We start from the raw sequence: 18,695 nt of genomic DNA, 5'->3' as shown, positions 1-18,695 counted from the left end.
ATGCCTATCGAAGACGTCTTCTCCATCGCAGGCCGTGGTACCGTAGTAACCGGTCGTGTAGAGCGCGGTATCGTCAAAGTTGGTGAAGAAGTGGAAATCGTTGGTATCAAAGATACCACCAAGACCACCTGTACCGGCGTTGAAATGTTCCGCAAACTGCTGGACGAAGGTCGTGCAGGTGAGAACGTTGGCGCACTGCTGCGTGGCGTGAAGCGTGAAGACGTAGAGCGTGGTCAGGTACTGGCCAAGCCGGGCACCATCAAGCCGCACACCAAGTTTGAATCTGAAGTGTACGTGCTGTCCAAGGAAGAAGGTGGTCGTCATACCCCGTTCTTCAAGGGCTACCGTCCGCAGTTCTACTTCCGTACTACCGACGTGACCGGTACCATCGAACTGCCGGAAGGCGTAGAGATGGTAATGCCGGGCGACAACATCAAGATGGTTGTTACCCTGATTGCGCCGATCGCGATGGACGACGGCCTGCGTTTCGCCATCCGTGAAGGTGGCCGTACCGTAGGTGCTGGTGTTGTAGCCAAAGTTATCGCTTAATCTTGGCTTACATAAATAAAGCAAAGCCCCTATAATAGGGGCTTTCTTATGCAGGGGCGTAGTTCGAATTGGTAGAACAGCGGTCTCCAAAACCGATGGTTGCGGGTTCGAGTCCTGCCGCCCCTGCCATATACCTCGTCTCGTACGGGGCTTTTGTGTCTTTGGTTACGTCAGATACAGGTGGGTTGTATGAGTGTTAGTTCTGAGGGTCAGGGCGGAAGCAAGGATACCCTGCTTTGGGGCCTGGTTTTCATCATCCTGGCGGCCGCTGTAGTGGGCAATTACCTGCTGAGCGACGTTATTGCTGCCGTCCGCGCCCTGGGTGTGGTCGTTGTCATCGCTGCTGCCGGTGCAGTGGCCCTGCAAACCACCAAGGGCAAGGCAACACTGGCGTTTGCCCGTGAGTCTCGCCTGGAAGTCCGCAAGGTCGTATGGCCGACCCGTCAGGAAGCCATTCAGACAACCCTGATTGTGCTGGCGGTGACTGCCGTGATGGGGCTGCTGCTGTTCGTGTTGGACGGCGCCTTGGTCTGGTTGGTCAACCTGATTACCGGTGTGTAAGGATAAGCCATGACTGAACAACGTGAACAGCGTATGAGATGGTATGTCGTGCAGGCATTTTCAGGCTACGAAGGCCGTGTTGCCAAATCCCTGCGTGAACATATCAAGATGCATGGCATGGAAGAGCTGTTTGGTGAAGTGCTGGTCCCGACCGAAGAAGTGGTCGAGATGCGTGCTGGCCAGAAGCGCAAGAGTGAGCGCAAATTTTTCCCGGGATACGTCCTGGTCCAGATGGTGATGGATGAAACCACATGGCACCTGGTACGCAATGTACCACGTGTAATGGGTTTCATCGGCGGTACCTCCGATCGCCCTGCTCCTATCTCCGATAAGGAAGCGGATGCCATCCTCAATCGTCTGCAAGATGCCCACGACAAGCCGCGTCCGAAAACCCTGTTTGAACCGGGTGAGATGGTCCGGGTTGCCGATGGTCCGTTCGCCGACTTCAACGGTACCGTTGAAGAGGTGGACTACGAAAAGAGCCGCGTGAAGGTCTCCGTACTGATCTTCGGCCGCTCAACGCCGGTAGAACTGGATTTTGGTCAGGTCGAAAAAGGCTGATTAATCTCTGTACGTTTAACGGTTGTCAGGGGCAGCGATTATCTCTATAATTCGCTGCCCCTTTATTTGTTGGGGAGCCGTTTGCAGGAGCATGTCTCCGAGGCGTTAGAACCCATTTTTGAGGTATTTTTGTAATGGCTAAGAAAGTCACAGCTTATATCAAGCTGCAAGTTAAGGCTGGCAGTGCTAACCCCAGCCCTCCCGTTGGTCCCGCTCTGGGTCAGCACGGCGTGAACATCATGGAATTCTGTAAGGCGTTCAACGCCCGTACAGAAAAGCTGGAAAAAGGTTCTCCGACTCCGGTCGTGATCACCGTTTACAGCGACCGTTCCTTCACCTTCGAAACCAAGACTCCGCCCGCTTCCTTCCTGCTGAAGAAAGCCGCTGGTATCCAGTCTGGTTCTGCCAAGCCGAACAAAGACAAGGTTGGTAAGGTGACTGTGGCTCAGCTGCAAGAAATCGCCAAGACCAAAGAGCCGGATATGACTGGTGCCGATCTGGATGCAAAAGTACGTTGCATCGCCGGTTCCGCTCGTTCCATGGGCCTGGTAGTGGAGGAGTAAGACAATGGCTAAACTGTCCAAGCGTATGCGCGTTATTCGCGAAAAAGTTGACGGTACCAAAGAGTACTCCATCAACGAAGCCATTGCCCTGCTGAAAGAACTGGCTACTGCCAAGTTCGTTGAAAGCGTTGACGTTGCCGTTAACCTGGGTATCGATGCTCGTAAATCCGATCAGAACGTACGTGGTGCAACTGTACTGCCGCACGGTACCGGTCGTGACATCCGTGTCGCCGTGTTCACCCAGGGTGCCAACGCCGAAGCCGCCAAGGCTGCCGGTGCTGAACTGGTTGGTATGGACGACCTGGCCGAGCTGGTCAAGAAAGGCGAGATGAACTTCGACGTCGTCATCGCATCCCCGGATGCCATGCGTGTTGTTGGTCAACTGGGTCAAATCCTGGGCCCGCGCGGTCTGATGCCGAACCCGAAAGTGGGTACCGTCACTCCGAACGTAGCCGAAGCCGTCAAGAACGCCAAGGCTGGTCAGGTTCGTTACCGTAACGACAAGAACGGTATCATTCATACCACTCTGGGCAAGGTCTCTTTCAACGAAGTTCAGCTGAAAGAAAACCTGGAAGCGCTGCTGGTTGCCTTGAAGAAGGCCAAGCCGTCCTCCGCCAAGGGTGTATTCATCAAGAAAGTCAGCATCTCCACCACCATGGGTGCCGGTGTTGCCGTAGACCAAGCTTCCCTGGAAGCTCAGGCCTAATTGATGGGTTTTACAAGGCGCAAAATTTAATCTATAATTTTGCGCCTTGATTGGTTGGGGGTTTCGACCTCCGTCCAAGACCGCAGGAGGCCGCAAAGCCTTAATTCTTCCTGCGTAGACGGTGCCGGAAACCCAGCGAGAAAGATTCTTTCTCTTCTGGAATCCTGCTACCGCATCGTTCCCCTCTGTTGTAAAGGTAGGGGGGATGTGTCAGTACTGGGTCAACAGACCCGGATTCAATCCAGGAGTTAAGCCAATGGCATTGGGACTCGAAGACAAAAAGGCAATTGTTGCTGAAGTCAACGAAGCTGCCAAAGGCGCTCTTTCTGCAGTTGTAGCCGATTCTCGCGGCGTCACTGTAGACAAGATGACCGTCCTGCGTAAGACCGCTCGTGAAGCTGGTGTGTACATGCGCGTTGTGCGTAACACCCTGCTGCGTCGCGCGGTAGAAGGTACCGAATACGAGTGCCTGAACGACGCATTTACCGGTCCTACCTTGATTGCTTTCTCTAACGAACACCCGGGCGCTGCCGCTCGTCTGTTCAAAGAGTTTGCCAAAGCGAACCAAAAGTTCGAAATCAAGGCTGGCGCTTTTAACGGTGAGTTTATCGCCGCAGCACAAATTGATCGTCTGGCCACGCTGCCGACTTACGAAGAAGCAATTGCGAAGTTGATGGCTACCATGAAGGAAGCCTCTGCTGGCAAGCTGGTTCGTACTATCGCTGCTGTTCGCGACCAGAAACAAGCTGCTGCTTGATTCTCGCCTATCTAGGCTGTTTGAGTTTATTCAACATCAGGAATTTTTGTCATGTCTATCACTAAAGACCAAATCATCGAAGCCGTTGCTTCCATGTCCGTAATGGAAGTTGTTGAGCTGATCGAAGCTATGGAAGAGAAGTTCGGTGTTTCTGCCGCTGCTGCCGTCATGGCCGGCCCGGCTGCTGCTGAAGCAGTAGAAGAGAAGACCGAGTTCGACGTAGTTCTGACTGCTGCTGGCGCCAACAAAGTTGCCGTCATCAAGGCCGTTCGTGGCGCTACCGGTCTGGGCCTGAAAGAAGCCAAGGACCTGGTAGAAGCTGCTCCGACCAATCTGAAAGAAGCCGTGTCCAAGGACGAAGCTGAAGCTCTGAAGAAAGAGCTGGAAGCTGCCGGTGCTTCTGTTGAGATCAAATAATCTGCATTTATGTAGATTAGCCTGATAAAACAGGCTAAGGCTGGTGAATCTTTATTCACCAGCCTTTTTGCGCTGTAGACTGAGAGTATTTCACACCGTTCACGACTCTCGGTGCACCAGCAATCCGGACCGCCTCATTGTCCGGGCCAACACAAAACGGTGTTGAGACAGAGCTGTCCCGTGGGGACAGAGTGGGTCACTTATCAGCGAGCTGAGGAACCCTATGGTTTACTCTTATACCGAAAAAAAACGCATACGTAAGGACTTCGGTAAGCGAGACCAGGTACTGGACACGCCTTATCTGTTGTCCATTCAGCTGGACTCCTTCAAGCAGTTCATCGAGGCTGACCCGGAAGGTGAGTACGGCCTAGAAGCCGCCTTCCGTAGCGTTTTCCCGATCACCAGTTACTCCGGTAGTGCTGAGCTTCAGTATGTCAGCTATCGCCTGGGTGAGCCGGTATTTGACGTAAAAGAATGCCAGATCCGTGGAGTGACCTACTCCGCGCCGCTGCGTGTCAAGCTTCGTATGGTTCTGTACGACCGTGAAGCAGCTGCCGGCACCGTCAAAGATATCAAGGAACAAGAAGTTTACATGGGCGAAATTCCGCTCATGACCGAAAACGGCACCTTTGTCATCAATGGTACCGAGCGGGTCATCGTCTCCCAGCTGCACCGCAGTCCGGGCGTCTTCTTCGACCACGATAAAGGCAAAACACATTCATCCGGTAAGGTACTGTATAACGCACGCGTTATCCCCTACCGTGGCTCCTGGCTGGATTTCGAGTTCGATGCGAAAGACAACCTGTTTGTCCGTATCGACCGTCGTCGCAAACTGCCAGCCTCCATTATTCTGCGCGCCCTGGACTTCAGTTCCGAAGAAATCCTGGCCACCTTCTTCGAGACCATCGGTTTCGAGGTTAAAGATGGCAAGTTGATGATGGATCTGGTGCCCGAGCGCCTGCGTGGCGAAACTGCGACCTTCGACATCATTGCCAATGGCGCCGTGGTGGTCGAGACCGGTCGTCGTGTCACTGCCCGTCACATCCGCCAGCTGGAAAAAGACGGCATCACCCAGATCGAGGTGCCGGTAGAGTATGTTGTTGGCAAAGTTGCTGCCAAGAACTACGCACATCCGCAGACTGGTGAAATGGTTGTGACTGCCAACCAGGCTCTGAGCCTGGAAGCGGTTGCCAACCTGTCCCAAGCCGGCTTCAAGCACTTCGAGGTTCTGTTCACCAACGAACTGGACCACGGTGCTTACATGTCCGAGACCCTGCGTATCGACTCCAGCTCCAGCCGCCTGGAAGCCCTGGTCGAGATCTATCGCATGATGCGTCCGGGCGAGCCGCCCACTCGCGAAGCCGCAGAGCAGCTGTTCGAGAACCTGTTCTTCTCTTCCGAGCGTTACGACCTGTCTACCGTGGGTCGGATGAAGTTCAACCGCCGTCTGGGTCGTGAAGACGAGACCGGCGTTGGCGTGCTGACCAAGGACGACATCGTCGAGGTCATGAAGCGCCTGATCGACATCCGTAACGGCAATGACGAGGTGGATGATATCGACCACCTGGGTAACCGTCGTATCCGTTCCGTCGGTGAAATGGCCGAGAACCAGTTCCGTGTCGGTCTGGTCCGTGTCGAGCGTGCGGTGAAGGAGCGCCTGTCTCTGGGCGATCTGGACACCCTGATGCCGCAGGATCTGATCAACGCCAAGCCGATCTCCGCCGCGGTCAAAGAGTTCTTCGGTTCCAGCCAGCTGTCCCAGTTCATGGACCAGAACAACCCGCTGTCCGAAGTGACCCACAAGCGTCGTATCTCCGCGCTGGGCCCGGGCGGTCTGACCCGTGAGCGTGCCGGCTTCGAAGTTCGAGACGTACACCCGACCCACTACGGTCGTCTGTGCCCTATCGAAACGCCGGAAGGTCCGAACATCGGTCTGATCAACTCGCTGTCCGTCTACTCCCGCACCAACGAGTACGGTTTCCTCGAGACCCCGTACCGCAAGGTGATCGACGGTGTGATCACCGACGAAGTGGATTACCTGTCTGCGATTGAAGAAGGCAAGTACGTGATCGCACAGGCCAACGCCGCGACCACCGAAGATGGCCGTCTGAAAGATGAATTGATCCCGTGCCGTCACAAGGGTGAATCCACCTTTATGAACGCCGACCAGATCCAGTATATGGACGTGAGCCCGCAACAGATCGTCTCTGTGGCAGCGGCCCTGATCCCGTTCCTGGAACACGATGACGCGAACCGCGCATTGATGGGTTCAAACATGCAACGTCAGGCCGTACCGACCCTGCGCGCTGACAAGCCGCTGGTAGGTACCGGTATGGAACGCGCCGTGGCCGTTGACTCCGGTGTAACCGTAGTGGCCAAGCGTGGCGGCATGATCGACTACGTCGACGCCTCCCGTATCGTTATCAAGGTCAATGAAGATGAGCTGCTGCCAGGCGAAGCCGGCATCGACATCTACAACCTGACCAAATACACCCGTTCCAACCAGAACACCTGTATCAACCAGCGCCCCTGCGTGATGCTGGGTGAGCCGGTGATGGCCGGTGACGTGCTGGCTGACGGCCCGTCCACCGACCTGGGTGAACTGGCGCTGGGTCAGAACCTGCGCGTCGCGTTCATGCCGTGGAACGGTTACAACTTCGAAGACTCGATCCTGGTGAACGAGCGCGTGGTTCAGGAAGATCGCCTGACCACCATCCACATCCAGGAACTGGCCTGTATCTCCCGCGACACCAAGCTGGGTCCGGAAGAGATCACTGCCGACATCCCGAACGTGGGTGAAGCCGCTCTGTCCAAGCTGGACGAGTCCGGTATCGTCTACGTGGGTGCCGAAGTGAAGGGCGGCGACATCCTGGTCGGCAAGGTGACCCCGAAGGGCGAAACCCAGCTGACCCCGGAAGAGAAGCTGCTGCGCGCCATCTTCGGTGAGAAGGCGTCCGACGTGAAGGACTCCTCCCTGCGCGTACCGAACGGCGTATACGGTACCGTGGTTGACGTGCAAGTCTTTACCCGCGATGGCGTGGAAAAAGACAAGCGCGCCAAAGAAATCGAAGAGATGCAGCTGAAGGAAGCGAAGAAGGACTTGACCGAAGAGTTCAAGATCCTGGAAGACGGCATTTTCGGCCGCTCCCGCAACCTGCTGCTGGCCGCCGGCTACAGCGAAGATCGTCTGAACAAGCTCGAGCGTTCCAAGTGGTTTGAACTGGCCATCGAAGATGAAGCCAAGCAAATCGAGCTGGAGCAGATCGCTGAACAGCACGTTGAGCTGAAGGCCGAGTTCGACAAGAAATTCGAGAACAAGCGTCGCAAGATCATCCAGGGCGATGACCTGGCGCCGGGCGTACTGAAGATCGTCAAGGTCTATCTGGCCGTCAAGCGTCGCATCCAGCCGGGTGACAAGATGGCGGGCCGTCACGGTAACAAGGGTGTTATCTCCAAGATCTGTCCGGTCGAGGATATGCCCCATGACGAGTACGGCCGTCCGGTCGACATCGTACTGAACCCGCTGGGTGTACCGTCTCGTATGAACATCGGTCAGATCCTCGAAGTGCACCTGGGCCTCGCGGCCAAGGGCATCGGCGAGAAGATCGACCGCATGATCAAAGAACAGCGCGAGCTGCACGAGATGCGCGAGTTCCTGCAACAGGTCTATGACCTGGGCGAGAAGGACTCCCAGCAAGTGAACATTGCTGAACTGTCTGACGACGACGTGCGTACCCTGGTGGGTAACCTGCGTAAGGGTCTGCCGGTGGCTACACCTGTCTTTGATGGTGCCAAAGAGCGCGAAATCAAAGCCTTGCTGAAGCTGGCCGATCTGCCGGAATCCGGTCAGATCTCCCTGTTCGACGGTCGTACCGGTAACGCCTTCGAGCGCAAGGTCACCGTGGGTTACATGTACATGCTGAAGCTGAACCACCTGGTAGACGACAAGATGCACGCGCGTTCTACCGGTTCCTACAGCCTGGTTACCCAGCAGCCGCTGGGTGGTAAGGCGCAGTTCGGTGGTCAGCGGTTCGGTGAGATGGAAGTGTGGGCCCTGGAGGCTTACGGTGCGGCATATACCCTGCAGGAAATGCTGACCGTCAAGTCTGACGATGTGAACGGCCGTACCAAGATGTACAAGAACATCGTGGATGGCGACCACCGTATGGAGCCGGGCATGCCCGAATCCTTCAACGTATTGCTGAAGGAAATCCGCTCTCTGGGTATCAACATCGAGCTGGACGAAGAGTAAGAGCTCGCTCTTATTGTTCGAGAATTGACGTGGGCGCCCCGCTGTTTCGGCAGCCGGGGCGCCGAGGTTAGACTCCTGACAGGGGAAACACGTGAAAGACTTACTCAAGTTTTTGAAGGCTCAGACCAAGACCGAAGAGTTTGACAGTATCAAGATCGGTCTGGCCTCTCCTGACATGATCCGCTCCTGGTCATTCGGTGAGGTCAAAAAGCCTGAGACCATAAACTACCGGACTTTCAAGCCGGAGCGTGATGGTCTGTTCTGCGCCCGTATCTTCGGACCGGTGAAGGACTACGAGTGTCTGTGCGGCAAGTACAAGCGCCTGAAACACCGTGGTGTGATCTGCGAGAAGTGCGGTGTAGAAGTGACCCAGACCAAGGTTCGTCGTGAGCGCATGGGCCACATCGAGCTGGCCAGCCCGACTGCCCACATCTGGTTCCTGAAGTCCCTGCCGTCCCGTATCGGTCTGCTGCTGGACATGACCCTGCGTGACATCGAGCGCGTGCTGTATTTCGAATCCTATGTAGTGATCGAACCCGGCATGACCAACCTCGAGCGCAGCCAGATGCTCTCCGAAGAGAACTATCTGGACGCACTGGAAGAGTGGGGTGACGAATTCGACGCCAAGATGGGTGCCGAGGCCATTCTGGCTCTGCTGCGCGCCATAGATCTGGAAGGCGAAGTCAAAGCCATGCGTGAGGAGCTGGATCAGACCAACTCCGAGACCAAGCGCAAGAAGACCACCAAGCGTCTGAAGCTGATGGAAGCCTTCCTGCAATCCGGCAACAAGCCGGAGTGGATGATCATGACAGTGCTGCCCGTGCTGCCGCCGGACCTGCGTCCGCTGGTACCGCTGGACGGCGGTCGTTTCGCGACCTCCGATCTGAACGATCTGTACCGTCGCGTGATCAACCGTAACAACCGCTTGAAGCGCCTGCTGGACCTGGCTGCGCCGGACATCATCGTGCGCAACGAAAAGCGCATGCTGCAAGAGTCCGTGGATGCCCTGCTGGACAACGGTCGTCGTGGTCGTGCCATCACCGGTTCCAACAAGCGCCCGCTGAAATCCCTGGCCGACATGATCAAGGGTAAGCAAGGTCGTTTCCGTCAGAACCTGCTGGGTAAGCGTGTCGACTACTCCGGTCGTTCCGTTATCACCGTAGGTCCGACCCTGCGTCTGCATCAGTGCGGTCTGCCGAAGAAGATGGCACTTGAGCTGTTCAAGCCCTTCATCTACGGCAAGCTGGAATCCCGCGGTCTGGCGACCACCATCAAGGCCGCCAAGAAGATGGTGGAGCGCGAAGAAGCCGTCGTTTGGGACATCCTGGACGAAGTGATCCGCGAACACCCGGTTCTGCTGAACCGTGCACCGACCCTGCACCGTCTGGGTATCCAGGCGTTTGAACCGACCCTGATCGAAGGGAAGGCCATCCAGCTGCACCCGCTCGTCTGTGCCGCCTATAACGCGGACTTCGACGGTGACCAGATGGCGGTCCACGTACCGCTGACCCTGGAAGCCCAGCTGGAAGCGCGCGCCCTGATGATGTCCACCAACAACATCCTGTCGCCTGCCTCCGGTGAGCCGATCATCGTTCCTTCCCAGGACGTGGTCTTGGGTCTGTACTACATGACCCGTGCCCGTATCAACGCCAAGGGCGAAGGTATGGTGCTGTCCGGCCCGAAAGAGGCCGAGAAGGTCTACCGTGCCGGTCTGGCCGACCTGCATGCTCGCGTTAAGTGCCGCATCACCGAGTACGTGAAGAACGAAGCCGGTGAGCTGGTTGCCAAGACCGAGATGAAGAACACCACCGTTGGTCGTGCGATCCTGAGCCTGATCCTGCCCAAAGGCATGGAGTACGCGCTGATTGACGAGCCCAAGGTACTGACTGCTGCAGAGCAGGCTGACCTGGACGCCAACCCGCAGAACTGGATCAAGTGCGTCTCCAACAAGGCGCTGGGCAAAAAGCTCATCTCCCGTCTGCTGAACACCTGCTATCGCAAGCAGGGCCTGAAGGATACCGTCATCTTCGCTGACCAGCTGATGTATACCGGTTTCCACTACGCGGCCCTGTCCGGTGCCTCTGTTGGTATCGATGACATGGTCATCCCGGATGCCAAGAAAGACATCATCGCTGCTGCAGAAGCTGAAGTTGCCGAGATCCAGGACCAGTTCCTGTCCGGTCTGGTGACCGCGGGCGAACGCTACAACAAGGTTATCGATATCTGGGCCAGCGCGAACGATCGCGTCTCCAAGGCCATGATGGACAACCTTTCCAAGGAGCGTAACGTCAACTCCCTGGGCGATGAGGAAGAGCAAGCCTCCTTCAACAGCATCTTCATGATGGCCGACTCTGGTGCGCGGGGTTCCGCCGCCCAGATCCGTCAGCTGGCCGGTATGCGTGGCCTGATGGCCAAGCCGGATGGCTCCATCATCGAAACGCCGATCGTGGCGAACTTCCGTGAAGGTCTGAACGTACTGCAGTACTTCATCTCCACTCACGGTGCTCGTAAAGGTCTGGCGGATACCGCGCTGAAGACAGCGAACTCCGGTTACCTGACCCGTCGTCTGGTTGACGTGGCCCAGGACATGGTGATCACCGAGGACGATTGCGGCACTACCGACGGTCTGTGGATGACTCCGCTGATCGAGGGTGGCGACGTGGTCGAGCCGCTGCGTGAACGCGTGTTGGGTCGTGTGGTGGCCGAAGACGTGATCAAGCCGGGTACCGAGGATGAAGTGCTGGTAGCGCGCAACACCCTGCTCGACGAGCAGCTGTGTGACCTGCTGGAGCGCAACTCCGTCGACCGCGTGAAGGTACGTTCTGCCATCACCTGTGAGACCGACTTCGGTAACTGTGCTCACTGCTACGGCCGTGATCTGGCCCGTGGTCACCTGGTTAACAAGGGTGAGGCTGTCGGTGTTATCGCAGCTCAGTCCATCGGTGAACCGGGCACCCAGCTGACGATGCGTACCTTCCACATCGGTGGTGCCGCATCCCGAGCGGCTGCCGAGAGCAGCATCCAGGTGAAGAACACCGGTAGCATCAAGTTGCAGAACGCCAAGTTCGTTCTGAACAACTCTGACAAGCTGGTTATTACCTCCCGTTCTACCGAGCTGACCATCATGGACGAGATGGGCCGTACCAAGGAAAGCCACAAGCTGCCTTACGGTTCCGTGCTGGAAGTGAAGGATGGCGAAGCGGTGAACGCCGGTGATACCGTCGCGAACTGGGACCCGCACACCCACCCGATCATCACCGAAGTAGCGGGTCGCCTGCACTTCGAACACATGATCGACGGTGTGACCATCACTCGTCAGACCGACGAGCTGACCGGTCTCTCTTCCATCGTCGTGCTGGATGTCAACGAGCGTCCGAGCGCCGGTAAAGAGATGCGTCCGACCGTGAAACTGGTCGATCTGAACGGCAAGGATGTGATGATCCCGGGCACCGACGTTCCCGCCCAGTACTTCCTGCCGGGCAAGGCGATCGTGAACCTGGAAGATGGTGCCAACGTGGGCGTGGGTGACGCGGTTGCGCGTATCCCGCAAGAGTCCAGCGGTACCAAGGACATCACCGGTGGTCTGCCGCGCGTTGCGGATCTGTTCGAAGCACGTCAGCCGAAAGAGCCGGCCATCCTGGCCGAGATCTCCGGTACCATCTCCTTCGGGAAAGAGACCAAGGGCAAACGCCGTCTGGTCATCACCCCGACCGATGGTGGCGAGATCTATGAAGAGATGATTCCGAAATGGCGTCACCTCAACGTGTTCGAAGGTGAAAAAGTTGAGAAGGGTGAAGTGCTGGCGGACGGTCCCGAGTCTGCTCACGACATCCTGCGTCTGCGCGGTATCAGCCCGGTCGCCAACTACATCGCCAACGAAGTGCAGGACGTTTACCGTCTGCAAGGCGTTAAGATCAACGACAAACACATCGAAGTCATCGTGCGTCAGATGCTTCGCAAGTGCGAGATCCTGAGCGCTGGCGACACCGACCTGATCGAAGGTGAGCAGGTTGAAGTGGCCCGTGTGAAGATTGCCAACCGTAAACTGGTTGCCGAAGGGAAGACCCCGGCTACCTACCGTCATATCCTGATGGGTATTACCAAGGCATCTCTGAGCACCGAGTCCTTCATCTCCGCAGCTTCCTTCCAGGAGACCACCCGCGTGCTGACCGAAGCAGCCGTTGGTGGCAAGCGTGATGAACTGCGCGGCCTGAAAGAGAACGTGATCGTGGGTCGTCTGATCCCGGCTGGTACCGGCTTTGCCTACCACCACAGCCGCATCAACCAGCGTGCCGCCGCAGCCCGTGCTGTCGGTGTGCCGCAGGTGACTGCCGATGAAGCTCAGCAAAACCTGGCGGATCTGCTCAACGCAGCCGGCAGTTTTGACGAAGAGTAATCTTCCGCTGCAGTGATCGAAAAGGGCCCCTTCTAGGGGCCCTTTTTTTATTTCCCATCCGGCGCCCAGCGTGCACTGGGCTGGGGCAGGGGGATGATCCAGTGCAAGGTTATAGAGCAAAAAATCAAAAAAAGTTGACATTGCCTCGTCGCAACTGAAAACTCGGGAAAGTTGAATGGGTATTACAGGGGTAGAACATGGCTGTCGGTATCGAGGAAGTACTGCTTCCCGAAGAGCAACTGAGCGGTCGCGCTTTTACAGACGAAGACAGGGAGCTGTTGCGTTCATATGGGGGCCTTATCGAAGGCCTGGCCGATCTGTTCGGCAAGCACTGCGAGGTGGTGCTCCACTCCCTGGAAAATCTGCATGAGTCCGTGATCCAAATCGCGAATGGTTTCAATACGGGTCGAACTCTGGGGGCGCCGATCACCGATCTCGCCCTGCGGATGCTCAAGGACATCGAGAGCACGGGTCAGGATCACACCCAGAGTTATTTTGCCCGCAGTCGGACCGGTGCCTTGATGAAGTCGAGCACCATCGCCATCCGTAACCGCGACAAGCAGGTGATCGGCCTTATCTGCATCAATTTGCACATCAATGCGCCTTTCCACGAGTTCGTGGCCGAATTCTTCCCGACACCACAGCAGGTGGAGCGGCAATCACCGGAGACCTTCGCCAACAGCGTCGAAGAGCTGGTTGCCCAGACGGTGGACAACACCATCGACGAGATCAATCGTGATCCCTCCGTGGCCAACAATGCGAAGAACCGTTTTATCGTGACCCAGTTGTTCGAGAAGGGCATATTTGATATCAAGGACTCGATCAACCTGGTCGCCGACAAGCTGAATATTTCCAAACATACCGTGTATCTCTACATCCGACAGCGCAAGCAGGGTGAAGAAGAGAGCGAGTAAGCGCCATAGATAGGGGATAGATAACAATGGCTAAAGAAGTGATTGCAACCGACAAGGCGCCTGCCGCAATTGGCCCTTATGTCCAGGCTACCAAGCTGGGTGAGCTGGTCTTTACCTCCGGGCAGATCCCGCTCGATCCGGCCACCATGGACATCGTTGCCGGTGGCATCGAGGCTCAGGCAGAGCAGGTGATGAAGAATCTGGTCGCAGTCTTGAAAGCCGCAGGGGCCGATACCAGCAAGGTACTGAAGACCACCTGCTTCCTGAGTGACATGAACAACTTCGTGGCCTTCAACCAGGTGTATGCCCGCTACTTTGGCGAGTCCGCCCCGGCACGTTCCTGCGTGGAAGTTGCTCGTCTGCCCAAGGATGTACTGGTCGAAGTCGAAGCCATCGCTTACGTCTGAGCCTGTTTCATTGGAAAAGCCCCTCCCAGGAGGGGCTTTTGCGTCTGTGAGGTAGAATGGATGCACCGCTGTGCAGGAGTGCGATCATGAGTCTGAATTTTGCTCTGCTGGTCACCGGGCCCGCCTATGGCACCCAGACGGCCAGCACGGCCTATCGTTTTGCCCTGAGTCTGGTCGAGCAGGGACACCGCTTGTCCCACCTCTTCTTCTATCAGGAGGGGGTGTGCAATGCCAATGGCCTCCATGCGCCAGCCAGCGATGAGACCGACCTGGTGGCACTGTGGCGCGAGTTGGCCATCCAGCAGGGTATCCGCATCGATGTGTGTGTGGCTGCGGCCATGCGCCGTGGCGTGCTGGATGAGCAGGAGGCCAAGGGAATGGGACGGGAGCATTTCAATCTGGAAGCGCCATTCTGCCTGAGCGGGCTCGGTCAGTTGGCGGAAGCCGCACTGACCGCTGATCGCTTCGTTCAGTTCTAGGGGGACAAAATGACCAGAATAGCGTTTATCTCACGGCGTGGTCCCCATGGTTTGGCGAGTGGTCGGGAGGGGCTGGATGCTCTGCTGGCAACCTCTGCATTGACGGAGTCCTTGGCACTCTTTCTGGTGGGGGATGGCGTGATGCAACTGGTGAGGGAGCAATCACCACACGCCATATTGCAGCGTCACTACGCCCCGACCTTCAAGATGCTGGAGCTGTATGACATCGAGGAGGTCTATGTCTGTGCGGTGTCACTGGCTGAGCGAGGACTGACGGCGGCGGATCTGCTAATCCCAGTTATTCCGCTCTCTCCTGCGGAAATTCGCCGTAGCTGGGCGGGTTTCACCACCCACATCTGCTTCTGAGGTGCCCGTGATACAGCTGATATTGAACTCTCCCTTCATGAGCCAGGATCTCGAGTTGGCGTTGCGTTACCGCATGGAAGGGGATCTGGTGGTGTTGATGCAGGATGCCGTGATGGCGGCTGCTGCCCCCGGGTGGTGCGAGCGCTTGGCAGAGGTCCCCCTGTACGTCATGAAGGAAGACCTGCAAGCGAGAGGTTTGTCACCCGGGATCGGTATGGAACTCGATATGCCGGGTTTGATCAGGTTGATCGCCGAGCACGGATCACCGCAGACCTGGGGCGCTTAGGTTTGGTTTTTCCTTTTTATCTCAGTTGCTTAGCATAATCTCATTCGACTGTCATTTGCCATTTCGGTGTGCAAATTGTATAAATCTTGACTCCCCAGACAACAGGGCATAAAATTTCGCGTCCCCGTATCTGCGGGGAGGATTTTTCACACGTTTATGAAGTCATTATCAGGAGCCTTTTGATGGCAACTATTAACCAGTTGGTTCGCAAGCCACGCATCAAGCTCGTTGTGAAAAGCAACGTGCCGGCGCTGGAAGCGTGCCCTCAGAAGCGTGGCGTATGCACCCGTGTATACACCACCACCCCGAAGAAGCCTAACTCTGCACTGCGTAAAGTATGCCGTGTACGTCTGACCAACGGCTTCGAAGTCACCTCCTACATCGGTGGTGAAGGTCACAACCTGCAAGAGCACTCTGTTGTTCTGATCCGTGGCGGTCGTGTAAAAGACTTGCCAGGTGTTCGTTATCACACCGTTCGTGGTGCGTTGGACTGTGCCGGTGTTAAAGACCGTAAGCAGGCTCGCTCCAAGTACGGCGTGAAGCGTCCGAAAGCTTAATGGTTCTCCGTTAAGTAAGGCCAAACGTTAATTCGTTTCTAGTTAGATAACTTTCTAGTTTTGGGTAACCCCTGAAGTTACGGAGAATTTGAAATGCCAAGACGTCGTGTTGTTGGTCAGCGTAAAATCCTGCCGGATCCCAAGTTCGGATCTGAGCTGCTGGCTAAATTTGTCAACGTAGTAATGGTTGACGGTAAGAAATCTGTTGCAGAAGCCATCGTTTATGGCGCCCTGGACATCATTGCCACCAAATCTGGCAAAGAGCACCTGGCCCTGTTCGAAGTCGCTCTGGACAACATTCGTCCGGCGGTCGAGGTTAAATCTCGTCGCGTCGGTGGTGCAACCTATCAGGTGCCGGTAGAAGTTCGTCCGGTACGTCGCAATGCTCTGGCAATGCGCTGGTTGGTTGATGCCGCTCGTAAACGTGGTGAAAAATCAATGGCTCAGCGTTTGGCTGGCGAGCTGCTGGATGCCGCTGACAATAAGGGTTCGTCTGTCAAGAAACGTGAAGACGTTCACCGTATGGCTGAAGCGAACAAGGCCTTCGCTCACTTCCGCTGGTAATCCGCTTGCGCAGGGTCTTATGACTCTGCGCACCTTTAATTATCTGGGGACAAGCGCCCTAGTAAGAGGATGACAATGGCTCGTACAACCCCCATTGAGCGTTATCGTAATATCGGTATCTCCGCTCACATCGACGCCGGTAAGACTACTACTACCGAGCGCGTTCTGTTTTACACCGGTGTAAGTCACAAGATCGGTGAAGTTCACGATGGCGCCGCCACCATGGACTGGATGGAACAGGAACAAGAGCGTGGTATCACCATCACCTCCGCCGCGACCACCGCTTTCTGGTCCGGTATGGGTAAACAGTTCCAACCGCACCGTATCAACATCATCGATACCCCGGGCCACGTTGACTTTACTATCGAAGTAGAGCGTTCCATGCGTGTTCTGGATGGCGCCGTGATGGTGTACTGTGCCGTAGGTGGCGTACAGCCCCAGTCTGAAACCGTATGGCGTCAGGCTAACAAGTACAAGGTTCCCCGTATCGCGTTCGTCAACAAGATGGACCGTACCGGTGCTAACTTCCTGCGCTGCGTTGAGCACATCAAGACCCGTCTGAAAGGTAACCCGGTTCCTCTGCAACTGAACATCGGTTCCGAAGAGAACTTCAAGGGCGTTATCGACCTGGTCAAGATGAAAGCCATCAACTGGAGCGAAGCTGACCAGGGCGTATCCTTCGACTACGAAGACGTCCCGGCCGAGCTGCTGGAACAGGCGCAAGAAATGCGCATGAACCTGGTTGAAGCCGCTGCTGAAGCGTCTGAAGACCTGATGGAAAAATACCTGGGTGGTGAAGAACTGACTGAAGAAGAGATCAAGAAAGCTCTGCGTCAGCGTGTTCTGAACAACGAAATCATCCTGGTTACCTGTGGCTCCGCGTTCAAGAACAAGGGCGTACAGGCCATGCTGGATGCCGTGGTCGAGTACCTGCCGGCTCCGACCGACGTTGCTGCTATCGACGGTCTGAAGCTGGATGGCGAGACCAAGGACGAGCGTCACGCTTCCGATGACGAGCCGTTCTCTGCTCTGGCATTCAAGATTGCTACCGACCCGTTCGTGGGCAACCTGACCTTCTTCCGTGTTTACTCCGGTGTGGTCAACTCCGGTGACTCCGTGCTGAACTCCGTTAAAGAGAAGCGCGAGCGTTTCGGCCGTATCGTTCAGATGCATGCCAACAAGCGTGAAGAGATCAAAGAAGTTCGCGCAGGCGACATCGCTGCTGCCATCGGCCTGAAGGACGTCACCACCGGTGATACCCTGTGTGACGAAAGCGCACCGATCATCCTGGAGCGTATGGAATTCCCGGAGCCGGTAATCTCCATCGCCGTTGAGCCGAAATCCAAGGCTGACCAGGAGAAGATGGGTCTGGCTCTGGGCCGTCTGGCTCAGGAAGATCCGTCCTTCCGCGTATGGACCGACGAAGAATCTGGTCAAACCATCATCGCCGGTATGGGTGAGCTGCACCTGGACATCATCGTTGACCGTATGCGTCGCGAGTTCAAGGTAGAAGCCAACGTAGGTAAGCCGCAGGTTGCCTACCGTGAAACCATCCGCAACACCGTCAAGGACATCGAAGGCAAGCATGCCAAGCAGTCCGGTGGTCGTGGTCAGTACGGTCACGTCGTTATCGACATGTACCCGCTGGAAGAAGGCAAAGCCTACGAATTCGTCAACGACATCAAGGGTGGCGTGATTCCGGGCGAATTCATCCCGGGTGTTGACAAGGGTATCCGCGAGCAGCTGAAGTCCGGCCCGCTGGCAGGCTATCCGGTAATGGATCTGGGTGTGCGTCTGCACTTCGGTTCCTACCACGATGTCGACTCTTCCGAACTGGCGTTCAAGATCGCTGCTTCTCTGGCGTTCAAGGCTGGCTTCATGAAGGCCAACCCGGTACTGCTCGAACCGATCATGAAGGTCGAAGTCGAGACTCCGGAAGACTACATGGGCGACGTGATCGGTGACCTGAACCGTCGTCGCGGCCTGATCGAAGGCATGGAAGATGGCCCGTCCGGCAAGATCGTACGTGCGCTGGTGCCGCTGGCCGAAATGTTCGGTTACGCCACCTCCCTGCGTTCTGCTACCCAGGGTCGTGCTTCCTACGCCATGGAATTCGCCAAGTATCACGATGCCCCGACCAACGTCGCCCAGGCCGTGATCGAAGAGCGCAAATCCAAGTAATTTAAGATTCCCCGCCTACGACGGTAGGCGGGTTTAACCTAGAAGGACTACGTCGTGTCTAAAGAAAAATTTGAGCGTAATAAACCGCACGTAAACGTCGGCACCATCGGCCACGTTGACCACGGTAAAACCACCCTGACCGCCGCCATCACCAACGTGCTGGCCAAGCACTTCGGTGG

Annotated in this window: 18 protein-coding genes and 1 tRNA gene; all 19 read left to right on the top strand. The window is 56.3% G+C overall.

Annotated elements, in window-relative coordinates; translation table 11 throughout:
- Positions 1-549: EF-Tu/IF-2/RF-3 family GTPase (locus PG887_RS19025; protein ID WP_270822594.1), on the top strand; the 549-nt coding region annotated here is incomplete at its 5' end.
- 52 nt (positions 550-601) lie between these two features.
- Positions 602-678, top strand: a tRNA-Trp gene (locus PG887_RS19020).
- A 60-nt stretch (positions 679-738) separates the two neighbouring features.
- Entirely contained in the window at positions 739-1,110 is a 372-nt protein-coding gene (secE, locus tag PG887_RS19015) for a preprotein translocase subunit SecE (protein ID WP_010675960.1), read from the top strand.
- Between the two features lie 9 nt (positions 1,111-1,119).
- Positions 1,120-1,671 carry a transcription termination/antitermination protein NusG gene (gene nusG, locus PG887_RS19010; protein WP_010675959.1) on the top strand — a complete coding sequence of 184 codons (552 nt, stop codon included), beginning with the start codon at positions 1,120-1,122 and terminating at the stop codon, positions 1,669-1,671.
- A 134-nt stretch (positions 1,672-1,805) separates the two neighbouring features.
- On the top strand, positions 1,806-2,234 hold the full coding sequence (rplK, locus tag PG887_RS19005; RefSeq protein ID WP_005306313.1) for a 50S ribosomal protein L11: 429 nt from the start codon (positions 1,806-1,808) through the stop codon (positions 2,232-2,234).
- Between the two features lie 4 nt (positions 2,235-2,238).
- Positions 2,239-2,940 (top strand): 50S ribosomal protein L1, encoded by a 702-nt coding sequence (rplA, locus tag PG887_RS19000; protein WP_010675958.1) that lies wholly within the window; start codon positions 2,239-2,241, stop codon positions 2,938-2,940.
- 256 nt (positions 2,941-3,196) lie between these two features.
- Positions 3,197-3,697 carry a 50S ribosomal protein L10 gene (gene rplJ, locus PG887_RS18995; RefSeq protein ID WP_005339895.1) on the top strand — a complete coding sequence of 167 codons (501 nt, stop codon included), beginning with the start codon at positions 3,197-3,199 and terminating at the stop codon, positions 3,695-3,697.
- Between the two features lie 51 nt (positions 3,698-3,748).
- Positions 3,749-4,114, top strand: coding sequence for a 50S ribosomal protein L7/L12 (rplL, locus tag PG887_RS18990; protein WP_010675957.1), 366 nt, complete (start codon positions 3,749-3,751; stop codon positions 4,112-4,114).
- 223 nt (positions 4,115-4,337) lie between these two features.
- Positions 4,338-8,366, top strand: a complete 4,029-nt coding sequence (gene rpoB, locus PG887_RS18985) for a DNA-directed RNA polymerase subunit beta (protein WP_043808756.1) — start codon at positions 4,338-4,340, stop codon at positions 8,364-8,366.
- Positions 8,367-8,457: 91 nt separating this feature from the next.
- Positions 8,458-12,762 (top strand): DNA-directed RNA polymerase subunit beta', encoded by a 4,305-nt coding sequence (gene rpoC / locus PG887_RS18980; protein ID WP_010675955.1) that lies wholly within the window; start codon positions 8,458-8,460, stop codon positions 12,760-12,762.
- 197 nt (positions 12,763-12,959) lie between these two features.
- Entirely contained in the window at positions 12,960-13,676 is a 717-nt protein-coding gene (locus tag PG887_RS18975; protein ID WP_010675954.1) for a helix-turn-helix transcriptional regulator, read from the top strand.
- A 26-nt stretch (positions 13,677-13,702) separates the two neighbouring features.
- Positions 13,703-14,083, top strand: coding sequence for a RidA family protein (locus tag PG887_RS18970; RefSeq protein ID WP_010675953.1), 381 nt, complete (start codon positions 13,703-13,705; stop codon positions 14,081-14,083).
- Between the two features lie 86 nt (positions 14,084-14,169).
- Positions 14,170-14,562, top strand: coding sequence for a sulfurtransferase complex subunit TusD (tusD, locus tag PG887_RS18965; RefSeq protein ID WP_010675952.1), 393 nt, complete (start codon positions 14,170-14,172; stop codon positions 14,560-14,562).
- Positions 14,563-14,571: 9 nt separating this feature from the next.
- Positions 14,572-14,928 carry a sulfurtransferase complex subunit TusC gene (gene tusC / locus PG887_RS18960; protein WP_104454914.1) on the top strand — a complete coding sequence of 119 codons (357 nt, stop codon included), beginning with the start codon at positions 14,572-14,574 and terminating at the stop codon, positions 14,926-14,928.
- Positions 14,929-14,935: 7 nt separating this feature from the next.
- Entirely contained in the window at positions 14,936-15,214 is a 279-nt protein-coding gene (gene tusB, locus PG887_RS18955) for a sulfurtransferase complex subunit TusB (protein ID WP_041214282.1), read from the top strand.
- Between the two features lie 182 nt (positions 15,215-15,396).
- Entirely contained in the window at positions 15,397-15,771 is a 375-nt protein-coding gene (gene rpsL, locus PG887_RS18950) for a 30S ribosomal protein S12 (protein ID WP_005306278.1), read from the top strand.
- Between the two features lie 93 nt (positions 15,772-15,864).
- A complete protein-coding gene (gene rpsG / locus PG887_RS18945; RefSeq protein WP_010675949.1) occupies positions 15,865-16,335 on the top strand; it encodes a 30S ribosomal protein S7 in 471 nt (156 codons plus the stop codon).
- Between the two features lie 75 nt (positions 16,336-16,410).
- Entirely contained in the window at positions 16,411-18,516 is a 2,106-nt protein-coding gene (gene fusA, locus PG887_RS18940) for an elongation factor G (RefSeq protein WP_010675948.1), read from the top strand.
- A gap of 54 nt (positions 18,517-18,570) precedes the next feature.
- On the top strand, positions 18,571-18,695 hold a 125-nt coding region (locus tag PG887_RS18935), incomplete at its 3' end, for a GTP-binding protein (protein WP_234887766.1).

Source organism: Aeromonas sp. QDB14 (assembly GCF_027707845.1).
Lineage (GTDB): Bacteria > Pseudomonadota > Gammaproteobacteria > Enterobacterales > Aeromonadaceae > Aeromonas > Aeromonas caviae.
This window is presented reverse-complemented; position numbering and strand designations above follow the sequence as displayed.

Excerpts from the sequence above, each read along its gene's own strand:
- fusA (WP_010675948.1), top strand. The coding sequence starts at position 16,411 with ATGGCTCGTACAACCCCCATTGAGCGTTATCGTAATATCGGTATCTCC.
- rpsG (WP_010675949.1), top strand. The coding sequence starts at position 15,865 with ATGCCAAGACGTCGTGTTGTTGGTCAGCGTAAAATCCTGCCGGATCCC.
- rpsL (WP_005306278.1), top strand. The coding sequence starts at position 15,397 with ATGGCAACTATTAACCAGTTGGTTCGCAAGCCACGCATCAAGCTCGTT.
- rpoB (WP_043808756.1), top strand. The coding sequence starts at position 4,338 with ATGGTTTACTCTTATACCGAAAAAAAACGCATACGTAAGGACTTCGGT.
- secE (WP_010675960.1), top strand. The coding sequence starts at position 739 with ATGAGTGTTAGTTCTGAGGGTCAGGGCGGAAGCAAGGATACCCTGCTT.
- tusD (WP_010675952.1), top strand. The coding sequence starts at position 14,170 with ATGAGTCTGAATTTTGCTCTGCTGGTCACCGGGCCCGCCTATGGCACC.
- rplL (WP_010675957.1), top strand. The coding sequence starts at position 3,749 with ATGTCTATCACTAAAGACCAAATCATCGAAGCCGTTGCTTCCATGTCC.
- PG887_RS18975 (WP_010675954.1), top strand. The coding sequence starts at position 12,960 with ATGGCTGTCGGTATCGAGGAAGTACTGCTTCCCGAAGAGCAACTGAGC.
- PG887_RS18970 (WP_010675953.1), top strand. The coding sequence starts at position 13,703 with ATGGCTAAAGAAGTGATTGCAACCGACAAGGCGCCTGCCGCAATTGGC.
- rplJ (WP_005339895.1), top strand. The coding sequence starts at position 3,197 with ATGGCATTGGGACTCGAAGACAAAAAGGCAATTGTTGCTGAAGTCAAC.
- rplA (WP_010675958.1), top strand. The coding sequence starts at position 2,239 with ATGGCTAAACTGTCCAAGCGTATGCGCGTTATTCGCGAAAAAGTTGAC.
- rplK (WP_005306313.1), top strand. The coding sequence starts at position 1,806 with ATGGCTAAGAAAGTCACAGCTTATATCAAGCTGCAAGTTAAGGCTGGC.
- nusG (WP_010675959.1), top strand. The coding sequence starts at position 1,120 with ATGACTGAACAACGTGAACAGCGTATGAGATGGTATGTCGTGCAGGCA.
- tusC (WP_104454914.1), top strand. The coding sequence starts at position 14,572 with ATGACCAGAATAGCGTTTATCTCACGGCGTGGTCCCCATGGTTTGGCG.